This is a genomic window from Flavobacterium litorale (genome assembly GCF_019613795.1).
Taxonomy (GTDB): domain Bacteria; phylum Bacteroidota; class Bacteroidia; order Flavobacteriales; family Flavobacteriaceae; genus Flavobacterium; species Flavobacterium litorale.
Genome location: NZ_CP080429.1, coordinates 2,320,290 through 2,334,864 on the forward strand (window position 1 = coordinate 2,320,290; position 14,575 = coordinate 2,334,864).

At 33.7% G+C, this 14,575-nt stretch carries 14 protein-coding genes; 8 read left to right on the plus strand and 6 right to left on the minus strand.

Going from position 1 to position 14,575, the window contains the following annotated elements:
• Positions 1-28: 28 nt before the first annotated feature.
• A complete protein-coding gene (locus tag K1I41_RS10585; protein WP_220640315.1) occupies positions 29-526 on the plus strand; it encodes a GNAT family N-acetyltransferase in 498 nt (165 codons plus the stop codon).
• Here the strand turns inward: K1I41_RS10585 and corA are convergent.
• Positions 523-1,605: a magnesium/cobalt transporter CorA gene (gene corA, locus K1I41_RS10590; RefSeq protein WP_220640316.1), complete on the minus strand. Its 1,083-nt coding sequence runs from the start codon at positions 1,603-1,605 to the stop codon at positions 523-525. The two genes, K1I41_RS10585 and corA, sit on opposite strands and share 4 nt — an antisense overlap.
• Positions 1,606-1,673: 68 nt before the next feature.
• On the opposite strand from corA, the gene hutI reads away from it, so the two are divergent.
• Positions 1,674-2,912, plus strand: coding sequence for an imidazolonepropionase (gene hutI / locus K1I41_RS10595; RefSeq protein ID WP_220640317.1), 1,239 nt, complete (start codon positions 1,674-1,676; stop codon positions 2,910-2,912).
• Between the two features lie 40 nt (positions 2,913-2,952).
• Here the strand turns inward: hutI and K1I41_RS10600 are convergent, their stop codons facing one another.
• Together K1I41_RS10600 and K1I41_RS10605 are read right to left on the minus strand one after the other, a co-directional pair.
• Positions 2,953-3,498 carry a hypothetical protein gene (locus tag K1I41_RS10600; protein WP_220640318.1) on the minus strand — a complete coding sequence of 182 codons (546 nt, stop codon included), beginning with the start codon at positions 3,496-3,498 and terminating at the stop codon, positions 2,953-2,955.
• A 120-nt stretch (positions 3,499-3,618) separates the two neighbouring features.
• A complete protein-coding gene (locus K1I41_RS10605; protein ID WP_220640319.1) occupies positions 3,619-4,494 on the minus strand; it encodes a DUF8428 domain-containing protein in 876 nt (291 codons plus the stop codon).
• Between the two features lie 103 nt (positions 4,495-4,597).
• Between K1I41_RS10605 and K1I41_RS10610 the strand changes: the two genes are divergently transcribed.
• Positions 4,598-5,629 (plus strand): formimidoylglutamase, encoded by a 1,032-nt coding sequence (locus K1I41_RS10610; RefSeq protein ID WP_220640320.1) that lies wholly within the window; start codon positions 4,598-4,600, stop codon positions 5,627-5,629.
• Between the two features lie 148 nt (positions 5,630-5,777).
• Positions 5,778-7,046, plus strand: a complete 1,269-nt coding sequence (locus tag K1I41_RS10615; protein WP_220640321.1) for a DEAD/DEAH box helicase — start codon at positions 5,778-5,780, stop codon at positions 7,044-7,046.
• A gap of 43 nt (positions 7,047-7,089) precedes the next feature.
• Here K1I41_RS10615 and K1I41_RS10620 read toward each other — a convergent pair whose 3' ends face one another.
• The 3 genes from K1I41_RS10620 to K1I41_RS10630 all read right to left on the minus strand — a co-directional run bounded on the left by K1I41_RS10620 (position 7,090) and on the right by K1I41_RS10630 (position 8,561).
• Positions 7,090-7,668 (minus strand): hypothetical protein, encoded by a 579-nt coding sequence (locus K1I41_RS10620; RefSeq protein WP_220640322.1) that lies wholly within the window; start codon positions 7,666-7,668, stop codon positions 7,090-7,092.
• 16 nt (positions 7,669-7,684) lie between these two features.
• Positions 7,685-7,963, minus strand: a complete 279-nt coding sequence (locus tag K1I41_RS10625) for a hypothetical protein (protein WP_220640323.1) — start codon at positions 7,961-7,963, stop codon at positions 7,685-7,687.
• Between the two features lie 97 nt (positions 7,964-8,060).
• Positions 8,061-8,561, minus strand: coding sequence for a metallophosphoesterase family protein (locus tag K1I41_RS10630; RefSeq protein ID WP_220640324.1), 501 nt, complete (start codon positions 8,559-8,561; stop codon positions 8,061-8,063).
• Positions 8,562-8,646: 85 nt separating this feature from the next.
• Between K1I41_RS10630 and K1I41_RS10635 the strand changes: the two genes are divergently transcribed.
• From K1I41_RS10635 to K1I41_RS10650, 4 genes are all read left to right on the plus strand, one after another.
• Complete coding sequence (locus K1I41_RS10635) at positions 8,647-9,561, plus strand: hypothetical protein (RefSeq protein ID WP_220640325.1); 915 nt, start codon at positions 8,647-8,649, stop codon at positions 9,559-9,561.
• Between the two features lie 84 nt (positions 9,562-9,645).
• Entirely contained in the window at positions 9,646-10,380 is a 735-nt protein-coding gene (truA, locus tag K1I41_RS10640; RefSeq protein WP_220640326.1) for a tRNA pseudouridine(38-40) synthase TruA, read from the plus strand.
• Positions 10,381-10,394: 14 nt separating this feature from the next.
• Complete coding sequence (locus K1I41_RS10645) at positions 10,395-12,155, plus strand: ABC transporter ATP-binding protein (protein WP_220640327.1); 1,761 nt, start codon at positions 10,395-10,397, stop codon at positions 12,153-12,155.
• Positions 12,156-12,213: 58 nt separating this feature from the next.
• Positions 12,214-14,517: an AAA family ATPase gene (locus tag K1I41_RS10650; RefSeq protein WP_220640328.1), complete on the plus strand. Its 2,304-nt coding sequence runs from the start codon at positions 12,214-12,216 to the stop codon at positions 14,515-14,517.
• Positions 14,518-14,575: the final 58 nt, after the last annotated feature.

Genomic DNA, 14,575 nt, shown 5'->3' on the forward strand with positions numbered 1-14,575 from the left:
TTATATATTTTACGTTAAAGCACTAATAATGAATATTACAATACAACAAGCTACTATGGCAGATGTAACAGGAATATTACCTATTACAAACCATGCTATACTGCATACTACTGCTATTTATGATTATGAGCCACGTACTTTACAGGATATGCAAAACTGGTTTACAACAAAGCAGCAAAACAACTTCCCTGTGCTTGTTGCAATAATAAATACTACCGTTGTGGGGTATGCTACCTATGGTAACTTTAACCCTAAGGAAGGCTATAAGTTTTGCGTAGAATACTCAATATATGTTTCCGAAAATTATACAGGTAAAGGCATTGGCAAACTATTATTAACCCAATTAATACAATGTGCCAAAGCACAGGGTATGCATACCATGATTGGTTTAATAGATGCCGAAAATAAAAACAGTATTGCTTTTTGCGAAAAGCTTGGCTTTACAAAAGCAGGGCTATTAAAACAAGTAGGTTATAAGTTTAACAGATGGCTAGATGTACGGTTTATGCAACTTACGCTAACCTAAAACCAATCTTTTTGCTTAAAATAAAACACCATGCCAATGGTAACCACTAGCATTACACCCATTACAATATAATAACCATTAGCAGCACGTAGTTCAGGCATATTCTCGAAGTTCATACCATATACCCCTACTATAAAGGTTATCGGCATAAATATAACCGAGAATATGGTAAGCGTTTTCATAATCTCATTCATGCGTTGGCTTTGCGCCGAATAATGAAAGTTAGAAATACTCTCCAACGACGTAAGGTCGTGCTCTATCTGGTCAAGCATCTCCAAACTCTTTTGGTGCAATCGTCCAAAATAAGCATAACTCGATTTTCGGATGGCTTCGTACACCTCGTTAGCCTCTACATCTTTTAAATCAAACAGTGCCTCTTTTAAAGGGTATAACGACCATTTTAGGTAATTTAAATTTTCGCGTACTTTTTCCGTTTCGGCAATAATATCCGCTTTGTAATTATTTTTAGCTTTTGTGCTAATGGTTTCAATTTCTTCCTCCTGCTTTTCAATCGTTACAAAAAAGTTCTCCATAATAGCATCCAGCATCAAGTACAAAGCAAAATCATTTTTTCGTTTCCGAACAAGCCCTGTACCCGTCCGAATGCGTTCTCTAATATGATCGAAATAATCACTTCGTTTTTCCTGAAAAGAAATAATCACATTTCCTTTCAACACAAAACTAATCTGCTCGGTTTCCATAGTACCCAACTCTTCTTCTGGTAGTATGGATTTTACACTAAAAAACAAAATATCCTCCAACTCATTCATACGGGTACGTTGTGAGGTGTTGAGTATTTCGTCAATTATAAAATTCTCCAGTTGAAACGCTTTGCCTATGCATTTAATAAGCTCTACATCGTGCAACCCATGTATATTAAGCCATAGCACATCGTTAGCATATTTTTCGGTATCGCATTTCTCAGCTATCGTTTCAGGCGTTATAGCATCATATTCTGTAAAATTATGTTCGTTGTATGCAAAAAGTTGCATTGCTACAGGTTCTGTAGTGTGGTTGCCTGTATACTCAAAATAATTAGGTTGTACTTTACGGACTTTTCTATATTTAATTCTTTTCACGCTACATTTGTTTGTATAAATATAGGAGTTTTTTAAAATCCATTCTATTTTTACAAAAAGTTTAAATAATGAAATTACTTATTACCAATATTGCAACGCTACTACAAATACGCGATGCAGGAATTGATAAAGTTGCTGGAGCAGCTATGGCGGAGCTCCCGTTACTGGAAAACGCATGGTTATTACTGGAAGATGATATAATTGCCGATTTTGGCACTATGGATAGTTGCCCCAATGTAGCTGGTGCAGAGGTTATAAATGCTACGGGCAAAACAGTACTGCCTACGTGGTGCGATAGCCATACACACATAGTATATGCAGGCAACCGTGAGCGTGAGTTTGTAGACCGTATTAATGGATTATCGTATGAGGAAATAGCCTTGCGTGGTGGTGGTATACTAAATTCTGCTAAAAAACTGAATGAAACTAGTGAGGACGATTTGTACGAACAATCGAAAATACGTTTGGAAGAAGTGATGCAACAAGGTACAGGCGCGGTAGAAATTAAATCGGGATACGGTTTAACGGTAGATGCTGAACTGAAGATGCTACGCGTTATTAAACGATTACGACAAGAATACCCAATAGCCATAAAGGCGACTTTTTTAGGGGCGCATGCTTTTCCTGCAGAATATAAAGAAAATCATAGTGGTTACATTGATCTTATTGTTAATGAGATGTTGCCCAAAGTAGCAGAAGAACAATTGGCTGATTATATTGATGCTTTTTGCGAAACAGGCTATTTTTCTGTTGAAGAAACAGAGCGTATTATGGAAGCAGGCAAAAAGTATGGTTTACAAGCTAAAATTCATGTAAACCAGTTTACTGCTATAAACGGTATTGCTGCTTGTGTAAAGCATGATGCATTAAGTGTAGACCACCTAGAAATTGTAACTGATGAGGACATTGAGGTACTAAAAGGCACCAGAACGATGCCTGTGGCATTACCCACCTGTTCTTTTTTTATTAGTATACCCTACACGCCTGCCAGAAAAATGATAAATGCAGGTTTGCCACTTGCCTTGGCTACCGATTTTAACCCAGGTACTACGCCATCGGGCAACATGAATTTGGTGGTGGCTACTGCTTGTATAAAAATGAAAATGACACCCGAAGAGGCTATTAATGCTGCTACTATAAATGGTGCTTACGCCATGGGATTATCAGAAACCCATGGTAGTATTACTAGAGGTAAAAAAGCGAACTTAATAATTACCAAATCGCTATCGTCCTACTATCAGTTGCCATATGCATTTGGTAGTAACCTTATTGATACGGTTATTATAAATGGAAAAGTTATTAGATAAACAAGTATTATCTTAACGGAAGATTTCAAAGAATTTTCCGTTAAGATAAATTATGCGTAAAGATTATTTTAGGCCTAATTTTTTTCAAATCTTCTTGTGAAATTTTATGCCTAAATAAATTAAAATAATCTGTTTTGACCAAATAGTTCCTATTGGTTTTTGTATTGTAATAAACCCCAGCATATCCAGTGGAAATGACAATTTTACTATTTTTGTATCGAGTAAATAAATCAGAGGTTAATAACTCTCTTTTTAAATATTTAGCAAACGCATTAAGCTTCTGTTTATCATCATAGTTAAGTATTACTATTTTACTTTTATCTATTGAGCTTTTTACTTGAATTAACATTATATGCCAGTAGCTATCTATTTTTTTTATCGCGAAAATATCAGCTGGGGTTTGACTGCCTAAAGATTTTTTGCAAGAATATCCCTTAAGTGATTTTTTTATTTTTCTTGAAATGTAGTTTTCAGCATTATCTCCCGCTTCTCTATTATTAGTTGGGGGCGGACCATTCAATCCTTCAAACTTGTCTGAACGCCAACTATTCACAATTTCATCTACAAATAAATCAAAATTTTTCATGGCGATATTTTTTTACGTATAACCCTAAACTTTAATACAATTATACAAAATAGCTATCAATATTTAACAAAAAAGCCTGCAATATATTGCAGGCTTTTTTTATATATCTGTAAATAATATCTATCGTAATGTAAATGTTGAGCTGGCAACCATTTTATCGCCATCAAAAAGATTAACATAGTATATACCTTTCTCAAAATCTTTACCCGATAGTGTTTCGGTAACACGCATCGTTTCGTTCTGGTAAATAGCATTGGTAATAAAGCTATACGTTAGTGTATTGGTACCAAATGTTTCGGTTTGCTTATCGCCTAAAACATTATTTTTACCATCAATAACCTGTACATAATACATTTTATTGCCTGCTTGTGCTACCTCGTTTGCAGCTATGGTAAACGATATCTTAAGTACATCTACACGTCTTGCTTTTTCTGTAGCAACTAATTTACCTGAGCTTCTTTGTTTAAAAGGCTCAACTTTAAAATCAACAATAGTAAGCTTAGCAGCTTTCTCAACCGTTCTACTCAAGTTCTCGTTTTGGCTTACCAATGTATCATTGTATCGTCTCGATTCATCAAGTACAACCATAGTACTGTCACGCTCTGTAGTTAAAGTAGCATTTTGTTGTTTAAGTATTTCATTTTCGGCCAAAAGCTTATCCATCTCGCCTTTTAGCTTGTAGTATTGGTTTTTAAAGTTCTTTAGTGCAGCAGCATCACCCTTCCATTTTTTAACCTCCTCTATAAGATTTTCTATCTTAGCGCGCTCTGCTTCAAGTTCACCTTTAAGCTCTGTATTCTCAGCTACCTCAGAATCATACATTGCTTTAGCAGAATCCAAGTCAGCCAAAAATTGCTCCTTCTCACTAACATGTTCCTTCTCTGCCTGCTCACTATCACTACTCATTTTGTACATAACGGTTAAGCTACCTACAAGCAGTATGGCTAAAATTACAATTATAGCCTTTAAACTGGTGTTACTCTTTTGTTTTTCCATTTCAAATTTAATTTCAACAAATTTAAATATTACATTTAATTACAACATAGTTTTTAACGAAACTTTATTGGAAAATAGTATTTTTGAGACCTATAAAAATAACATGGAAACTATTATACAGCTTACAGCTACCGATGTAACAAAGTACACAGCACACCGTAGTGGCGAAATAAAATTTGGCGAGCGTATTATTACTGTACCTAAAGATGCCGATTTGTGGGATTTTGTACGCACCTGCGATGCCGATTTTGTACTGTTTGGCATTCCAGAAGATGTGGGTGTTAAAGCTAATTTTGGGCGTGTTGGTGCTTCCTCTGCATGGGAATCGGCATTAAAAAGTATTGTAAACGTACAGCATAATAAGTTTTGTAAGGGTAGCAAACTATTGCTACTAGGGCATCTTGATACAGCCGAAGCACTTGAAAAAGCTAGCAAACTTGACGTTGGTACTACCGAAGGCAGAAAAGCATTATCTGCAATTATACACGCCATAGATAAAGAAGTTTCACATATTATTTGCAACATAATTACAGCTGGTAAAATACCCATTATTATAGGCGGCGGTCATAATAATGCCTATGGTAATATTAAAGGTACAGCATTAGCAAAAGGCAAACCTATAAATGCTATTAATTTTGATGCGCATACCGATTTCAGAATTCTGGAAGGACGCCATAGTGGTAATGGTTTTTCGTATGCTTTTGAAGAAGGCTTTCTAAAAAAATACTTCATTTTCGGGCTACACGAAAACTACAACTCCAAAGGTGTATTAGAGCAGATAAAAAAACTCAACAATCGTGTAAAATATAATACGTATGAGCAAATTGCCATTCGTAAAGAAAAAAACTTTTCTGACGAAATGGGACATGCTCTGGGTTTTATAGAAGACGAAAGCTTTGGGATAGAGATAGACCTTGATGCGTTGCCTAATGTTGCTAGTAGTGCCATTACGCCATCAGGTTTCAGCATAGAAAAGGTACGCCAATTTTTACATTATTTTGGTAAAAACAGCAATGCCACATACTTACATATATGTGAGGGTGCGCCAGAGTTGGGCGAAGCAAAAAACAACCACGTAACAGGTAAACTTATAGCTTATTTAATTACCGATTTTATGAAATCGAAAGAATCGTAATACTACATTCAACAGCAACCACACTCCGCTATAAAACTACGTTGGTGTATACTTTAACTGCCATCAACAAAAACCACGCTTAAAATAAAAAGGCTACCTTTGTTGCGCTTGGCACGTAGTACTAAGCAGTTAACATACTCATTGATACATGAAATTTGAAGATCTTAATTTACTGAAAAATATACAGCACGCACTTGCTGACCAAGGTTATGAAGCCCCTACTCCAATACAAGCGCAAGCAATACCCATAATACTAGAGGATACTGACTTAGTAGGCTGTGCACAAACAGGTACAGGTAAAACAGCCGCTTTTGCCATACCCATATTAAACCAATTGCACCGTATAGTAGGCTCTGCCAAAAAAGTAAAATACATACGTACATTAATAATTACACCAACGCGCGAATTAGCATTGCAAATTGGCGAAAGTTTTGATACGTATGGTAAATACACCAACGTACGCCAATTAACCATATTTGGAGGGGTTAACCAAGTACCACAAACCGACCAACTTAAAAAAGGAGTTGATGTACTTATTGCAACACCTGGTAGGTTACTGGATTTATACAAACAAGGCTTTATAAACCTTGACCATTTACACCATTTGGTATTGGATGAAGCCGACCAAATGCTAGACATGGGTTTTATTCACGATGTAAAAAAAATAGTAAAACTAACACCCGATAATAGGCAAACGCTACTCTTTTCGGCTACTATGCCTATGGCAATACGCGAGCTTGCCGATACTTTTTTAACAAACCCGAAATATGTTTCGGTAACGCCTGTATCATCTACCGCCGAGCGTGTAAAACAGCAAATTTACTTTGTAGAGAAAAGCGATAAACGCAAATTATTATACCATTTAATTCGTAACGAAAACCTATCGAATGTACTAGTATTTACACGTACTAAACATGGTGCGGACAATGCTGTAAAAGCATTAAAAAAGAATGGTATTAATGCAGGTGCTATACACGGCGATAAATCGCAAAACGCACGGGTACGAATGCTAGATGCCTTTAAAAATAAGGAAATAGCGGTATTGGTAGCTACCGATATTGCAGCGCGTGGAATTGATATTGATAACTTACCGTACGTTATAAACTTTGATTTACCGAATATTCCTGAAACCTATGTACACCGAATTGGGCGTACAGGTAGAGCGGGTAACGAAGGAATTGCTATTTCATTTTGTAGTAAAGATGAATTACCCTATCTTAAAGATATAGAGAAACTTATACGATTAAAAATTAAGGTGATTGATGGGCATCCTTACCCTCATAAAGAGGAAACAGGTAAAAATGCAGAAGAACAAAAACCAGACAAAAGAAATACCAATAATCGTAACAATAGCTCTAAAAAATCAAATTCTCGAAAATCGACTACTTCTAAAAAGAATAAAAAACGATGGTACTAAACCATCGTTTTTTTATATCATTCAATAATGACTAATTTTTATTCTATGTTGTTGACAATAATCGCTGAAATAGAGCAGCTTCGTATGTCAACTCTTGGAGTTTTGCTTTCATAGCTTCTTCATCTTTCCATTGAATTACGTTTTTAATATAATTTTGATTTTTCTGTTGGAATGCTACAGAAACTTCACGCATTTCTTTTGTATCTAAAAAAGAACGAGAAGAAAGCAATAGGTTATAAAACCCCTTTATATTGGCTAAACTTTGTTTTAAGTCTATCTGCTCTTTTAAATAATAGCGTTTCAAATCATCATTTCCTTCACTAATTAGACGTTCATTGATAATTATAAGCCACGTATTTTTCAAATTAGCATCATAATCAGGCTCAGTAGTAATTATATCCTCACGATACATCGTATCAATTTCATTTAAACTGTATTTTGATTTTTCTGCTAAAACAGCATATATCAATTTATATTGTGGAATAGAGCCATCTTTTAATCTCTCAGAAGTTAGAGAAATACTTTTGTCATTAGTTTGAATACTTTCTTTTTCTTCAGAGCAACTTGTAAGCCATACTGCATTAAAGGTTAGCATAGCTATTAAATAAATATATTTTTTCATACTATATGGTTTAGAATTAAACACTTTCACAGCAATCGGATTGCGCTTGATTAGCATTGGAATATGTATATGTTCCAGTTAATGTATAGACTCCATGCCCTTCATGTTCCCATGTAAATGCATATCCAGAATTCGCTAATACTAGACCAGAACAACAATCAGAACCATCAGATACTATACTAAATTCAATTGTTTTCCCTGCACTTTTCGTACCACAACCGCACACCTTACTCTGTGGAATACAGTCTATACCAAAGAACATCAGGAGTAGTATAAATAAGTTTTTTAACTTCATAATAGTAATTTTTAGTAGTACAACAAAGCTAAAAAACAAAACAATAAAAACAAATTATTATATTGAAAATCAATAGCTTATAATTATAAAGAAAAAATCAAACCCTTTCTCTCCCCAACTCTATAGCCTCAAGATTTTCTATTTTATCACCATCAATAGTAAAGCGTAGCATGGTACGCACTTGGTGGAAACCATGTACTCCTGCCGCACCAGGATTCATATGCAATACATCTAGTTTTTTATCAAATTGCACTTTAAGTATATGCGAATGCCCACAAATAAATAATTTCGGCGGATTTGCCCTAATTTCATCCCTCACAGCAACATTGTATTTACCGGGATAACCGCCAATATGTGTTATCCAAACATCTACGCCTTCGCACATAAAACGGTTGTTTAATGGGAATTCCTGTCGTGCTTCGTTATTATCAATATTACCATATACGGCGCGTAAAGGTTTCTCTTTTTGTATGGCATCCGTTACTTTAAGGTCGCCAATATCGCCTGCGTGCCACACCTCGTCAGCAAGTCGAACATATTTTAAAATTGTATCGTCTATATGGCTATGCGTATCAGATAATAATAGAATTTTTTTCATACCACAAAAGTAATAAAACTGAGTTGTCACAAATAATGCTTTGTTACACTATAACCATACACAGATTTTTTATAAATTGCCAATTATGAATACGATACAAAAAAAATTAATTCTAGTAAGTATATTATTAGGCATAGGGTTATTAAACAGTTGCAAAAACAATAATGATACTATTGCAATAGAAGACAATAAAACACGGAAAGTAACTATTGCTACTACGAGTAATGAACCTGAATATAAAGAACAAGAGAAGGAAATAGATTATACCAATACTATTACTGACATCTCTAAAACTAATATTCATTTTCCCGATTTTAAAGTAGTAATTCAAGGCTATAAGGGCTACGAGATTGATAGTTATGACGGTGAAATACTAGGTTTATCAGAAAATAATGCATCGTTAGTTAGTAAAGACGATGGGTACGAATATATAGTAGCCAAGCAAGACACCTTGTTTCTGTATGAAACAATGGACGAACGAATAAACGAAAATGCCATAAAAATACTACCCAATACCAACGGAGATACTTTTAAAGTATATGGTGGCTATGTAGGGTTAGTATACGAATTGATTAATACCGAAGGTATGGAGCCAGAAGCCATTAATAAGGCTTACGAAGGTAGTTTGCGTATTAATGAAGTTACAAAGTACATAGCACTTACAGATACTGGTAATTTTAACTTCAAATCATTATCCGATAATGATTTTGAAATCAAAGTACAGAAAGATATTCTGGACAAGGAAACAAACACCACAAAGTATAAAAATGAGCATGTTATATCGTCAACCGAAGAGTTTAAAAAGGTAAAACAAAAATACGGAATGCGTGATACTCTTGTAGAGATTCCTATGGAGTTTACCGAATTTGCTACGCTCACAAAAAATGGGAAACTCTTTAATTATATGTTCGATTCTCATATATTCCGTATCGAACAATATCGTAATAACATAAAAATCAGTACTAAGTATATTGTTATCAATATTATGTATGGTTGTTAGTAATTACAGGTTAAAATTGCATTAAATAGCCTCAATTAAAAAAATGTAAAACTGTATCTTTACAGCTCATTTTAGCACACTATATTGAGGTACTTTATCGAATTTGCATACAACGGAAAAAACTATTGTGGGTGGCAATACCAACCGCACAGCCCCTCGGTGCAAGAAACCCTCAACAAAGCATTATCTACTATATTACGAGCAGATGTAGATATTACAGGTGCAGGACGTACTGATACTGGGGTACACGCCAAACAAATGTATGCACATTTTGATTTTGATGAATTATTTGATACCGATTTGTTGATCCATAAACTGAATGGTTTTTTACCTGATGATATTGTTATCTATCAATTTATACCTGTAGCGAGTACAGCACATGCACGTTTTGATGCAACAAGCCGTACGTACGAATACCACATACACACTTATAAAGATGTTTTTAATAACAAAGGGAGTTGGTACAATAGTAACCCTCTGGATGTAAGTGCAATGAACGAAGTAGCAAAAGTGTTGTTTGAGTACACCGATTTTAAATGTTTTAGTAAAACACATACCGATGTTAAAACCTTTAATTGCGTTATAAAAGAAGCGTATTGGACACAGAACGGGAATCAACTTGTTTTTACCATAAGTGCCGACCGCTTTTTGCGCAATATGGTACGCGCCATAGTAGGTACATTAATACAGGTGGGCATTGGCAAGAAAAATATTGACGACTTTAGAGCAGTTATTGAAAGCCAAGACAGGAGTAATGCTGGCTTCTCCGTTCCTGCGCACGGGCTGTACCTAACCAAGGTAAATTATCCGTACCTTTAAGCCATAAAAGTGACATGAAACCCATAAAGATAAAATCTACATCGTTAAAAAAAGTATTGCGCTTTGCAAAACCCTATAAAAAACGATACATAAGCGTAATACTATTTGCAATACTACTTTCCCTATTTGCAGCACTACGCCCCTATTTATTAAAGCAAACGGTAGATAGTTACGTAAGCACGGGCAATAAAGAAGGTTTACTCCATTACATACTATTAATGGGGTTTGTGCTTTTTTGCGAAGTAGCATCGCAATTTTATTTTGTGTACTGGGCAAACTGGTTAGGGCAGGATATTGTAAAAGATATTCGCGAAAAACTATTCAGCCATATTTCGGCTTTTAAAATGAAGTTTTACGACAGCGAGCCTGTAGGGAAACTCGTAACCCGTACCGTTTTCGATATCGAGTCGATAGCCAAAATATTTAGCCAAGGATTGTTCATGATTATTAGCGACCTGTTTAAAATGGTTGTTGTACTCGGCTTTATGTTTTACATGAACTGGAAACTAACACTAATAGTGCTCCTTGCTATGCCTATATTACTATATGCAATACGCGTTTTTCAGTTAAAAATGAAAGGAGCATTCCAAGAAGTACGTACACAAGTAGCCAACCTAAACACCTTTGTACAAGAAAGGCTAACAGGTATGAAAATTGTACAGCTATTTAACCGTGAGGATATTGAATACGAAAAATTTAAAGTAATAAACAAAAAGCACAATAAAGCATGGCTACGCAACATCCTCTATAACTCCATCTTCTTCCCTATTGCCGATACCATTTCATCCATAACATTAGGATTCATCATTTGGTATGGCGGGCTAAATATTATCAATGGCGATAATATTACAAGTTTTGGCGACCTTTTCGCCTATACCATGCTTATAAGTATGCTATTTAACCCATTACGCCAAATAGCCGATAAATTTAACGAGCTCCAAATGGGTATTATAGCCTCCGATAGGGTTTTAGAGTTACTCGAAATAGAAGAGTTTGTACAAACACAGGGTACCAAACAGGCAAAACACTTTAAAGGTGAAATTACTTTTAAAGATGTACGCTTTGGGTACATTCCCGAAGAAGAAGTTATTAAAGGCATTAACCTCAATGTAAAAGCAGGCGAAACCATAGCTATAGTAGGTGCCACAGGAGCAGGAAAATCGACGATAATTAACTTACTCAATCGTTTTTACGAGATAGATAGCGGTAGCATTATGGTAGATGGTACAAACATCAACCAATTCCAACTAAACAGCTTACGGAAACAAATAGCCATTGTGTTGCAAGACGTTTTCCTGTTTGCAGATAGCATACTCAACAACATTACACTAAATAACCCAAACATTACGCGCAAAGACGTTATACAAGCCGCTAAAGATATTGGCGTAAACGACTTTATTATGAGCCTACCCAACGGTTACGACTACAATGTAAAAGAGCGCGGCGTAATGCTATCCTCAGGGCAACGGCAACTTATCGCATTTTTACGAGCCTATGTAAGCAACCCAAGTATATTAATACTGGACGAAGCAACATCATCCGTAGATACCTATTCGGAAGAACTAATACAAACTGCAACCGAAAAAATTACCCAAGGACGTACCTCCATAGTAATTGCACACCGCTTGGCTACCATTGTAAACGCCGATAAAATTATTGTAATGGACAAAGGCTTAATTGTAGAAGAAGGCACCCATCAACAACTTATTGACCGAGAAACGGGCTACTACAAAAATTTATACGATTCGCAGTTTGCGGTGGAGGCTGGAGAGTAAATTATTTTTTATATCCGACAAAAGTAATAAATTAGTTTAATAACTAATTTAATTACTTATGATTAAAAAAATACAAACTATTAATGACTTTGGAGTTTATAAAGACTTCAACTGGGGAAAAATCTCAAATTTTAAGAAAAAAAATATCCTATACGGCTGGAATTACTCAGGAAAAACAACTTTGTCAAGACTATTTGAGTGTTTGAGAGATAAAAAAGTTCACCCACACTTCGAAAACAGCCAATTTAAAATTATTGTCGAAGAAAACACAGAAATCAATCAAAATAATATAGACACTTCTAATGAAAAAATATTAATCTATAATTCAGATTACATATTAGAAAATTTGCGATGGGACTTAGACAATAAAATTAACGGAATAACATTTGACGTTGGCGAAAAAATTTTAGTAAGAGAAAAAATACAAAAAAACAAGTTAACAATCAGTAAAATAAATGGAAATGAAAATGAGAGTGGTAGAAAAGAAATTTACTTAAATGCTCTTCATAACTTTTATCCTTTTGAAGAATATAAATTTTCAAATGAAGCTAAAAAAATTAAAAATGATATCTTTAATAGCTTAATTGATTTTGATAAGCGTCATTATAAAAAAATTAAGAATGAGGTTATTTCAAATTTAAATGAACACATTTTAGACAACGAAAAACTAATTTACTGCAAAAAAGTATCTATTGCTTCGAACAACAAAGATAAGATTGGTCTAATAGATTATGACATTAACTTAAATAGTATTATTATTTCGGTCAACAATGTGTTGGCTCACGAATTAGATCCTGAAAACATAATTGAAATTTTCTCAACTAGTGTTCAAAGTTGGTTAAAAGAAGGTATACTGTTACATGAAAATGAAAATAATTGCTTGTTTTGCGGCAATAATTTATCCAATATAAGAAAAAAGACCTTAAATGATTATTTATCAAGCGAAGTGTCAAAGCTAAGAGATAGAACTTCTAGCTTAATACTGGAAATCGAAGATGAAATACAAAAGATTAATGAAATAAAGCTCCCTAAAAGTAAAAATGATTTTTTTGAATCTTACCAAAGAGATTATAATTTACAATTAGAGAATTTGAACCAGTATATACCTAAAATTATTGATTACTTCAAATTGCTGATAGATAAACTCAAAGAAAAAGAATCTAATAAAATATTCAAGTCAATAACTGTACACTCACTCGAATCAGAAATAATAAATGAGTTTAAAATCTCAATATTAGCAATAAATAACATTATAAACGACAATAACGATCTAATCGATAATTTTATAGATATTCAAAACGATTCTAGGCTTTTAGTAAAAAAACATTATGTAGCTGACTACCTGATTGAAGAAGATTATCTAATTAAGGAAAAAAAGAAAGATTTTGCAATGCGTTGTTTAGAGCGATACGAAAAGTTGGTAAAAAAGCTTGAAGAAAATAATTATGACCTAGAATCAGAACTAAAAAGTATTACATTAGGGAGAAAAGAATTTAATGATTTTATAAATAAATTTCTAAACAGAGACGATATTAAAATAGAGGTTAGTGAAGACGAAAAGTTTATTTTAAAAAGAGGAAACGTCATTGCTCAAAATTTCAGTGAAGGTGAAAAAACAGCAATCTCTTTTTCGTACTTTTTGGTGACTTTGCAAAGTTTGTTCAAAAAAAATGAACTTTTTGAGTATATCATTTTTATAGATGATCCCATATCTAGTTTAGATATTAATCACATTACACAAGTTTATTCAATAATAAACTCATTTTTTTTCAGAAAAGGAATCGACGAAAATAATAGTGAAAAGATTGTTGAGTGTTTTAAACAATTATTTATATCAACACATAATTCTGATTTTTTTGCTTTTTTAAAAGATTCAAATCGTATAAACAAAAAAAAGAAAATTGATGGTTATCAACAACCTACTTCAGAATATTATTTGATTCAAAAAGTGTCAAAATCTGCATCTGAAATAAAGCCATTACCCAAAAGTCTTAAAAATCATAAATCAGAATATTTATACTTGTTTGAGTTAATTTTCGGTTTTCATTCATCTTTAGATAAAGAGAATGATGAGCGATTAATTCTATTACCTAATGCGATTAGACGATTTTTAGAAATTTATACTTTAATGAAATTACCAAGCTCAACTGATGAGGTTGATAATCGATTAAAAATATTATTCCCTGAATATAGTGAACTAAAAACTTTACATCATTTTTCTCATTTTACAAATCTTGATAAAGTTACAAAACATGATAGCTTGATAATGAATTTACCACAAGCAATAGATGAATTAATCAATATCTTAGAAAAAGATGAAATTCATTTTAATTCGTTAAAATCAGGCTTTAATCTAAACTAATTAAACATTTCCCTCTTTCCAAATAAATACCTAATTTCGTAAACTTAAAAATAAACGA

Excerpts from the sequence above, each read along its gene's own strand:
- K1I41_RS10585 (WP_220640315.1), top strand. The coding sequence starts at position 29 with ATGAATATTACAATACAACAAGCTACTATGGCAGATGTAACAGGAATA.
- hutI (WP_220640317.1), top strand. The coding sequence starts at position 1,674 with ATGAAATTACTTATTACCAATATTGCAACGCTACTACAAATACGCGAT.
- K1I41_RS10600 (WP_220640318.1), bottom strand. The coding sequence starts at position 3,498 with ATGAAAAATTTTGATTTATTTGTAGATGAAATTGTGAATAGTTGGCGT.
- K1I41_RS10605 (WP_220640319.1), bottom strand. The coding sequence starts at position 4,494 with ATGGAAAAACAAAAGAGTAACACCAGTTTAAAGGCTATAATTGTAATT.
- K1I41_RS10610 (WP_220640320.1), top strand. The coding sequence starts at position 4,598 with ATGGAAACTATTATACAGCTTACAGCTACCGATGTAACAAAGTACACA.
- K1I41_RS10615 (WP_220640321.1), top strand. The coding sequence starts at position 5,778 with ATGAAATTTGAAGATCTTAATTTACTGAAAAATATACAGCACGCACTT.
- K1I41_RS10620 (WP_220640322.1), bottom strand. The coding sequence starts at position 7,668 with ATGAAAAAATATATTTATTTAATAGCTATGCTAACCTTTAATGCAGTA.
- K1I41_RS10625 (WP_220640323.1), bottom strand. The coding sequence starts at position 7,963 with ATGAAGTTAAAAAACTTATTTATACTACTCCTGATGTTCTTTGGTATA.
- K1I41_RS10630 (WP_220640324.1), bottom strand. The coding sequence starts at position 8,561 with ATGAAAAAAATTCTATTATTATCTGATACGCATAGCCATATAGACGAT.
- K1I41_RS10635 (WP_220640325.1), top strand. The coding sequence starts at position 8,647 with ATGAATACGATACAAAAAAAATTAATTCTAGTAAGTATATTATTAGGC.
- K1I41_RS10645 (WP_220640327.1), top strand. The coding sequence starts at position 10,395 with ATGAAACCCATAAAGATAAAATCTACATCGTTAAAAAAAGTATTGCGC.
- K1I41_RS10650 (WP_220640328.1), top strand. The coding sequence starts at position 12,214 with ATGATTAAAAAAATACAAACTATTAATGACTTTGGAGTTTATAAAGAC.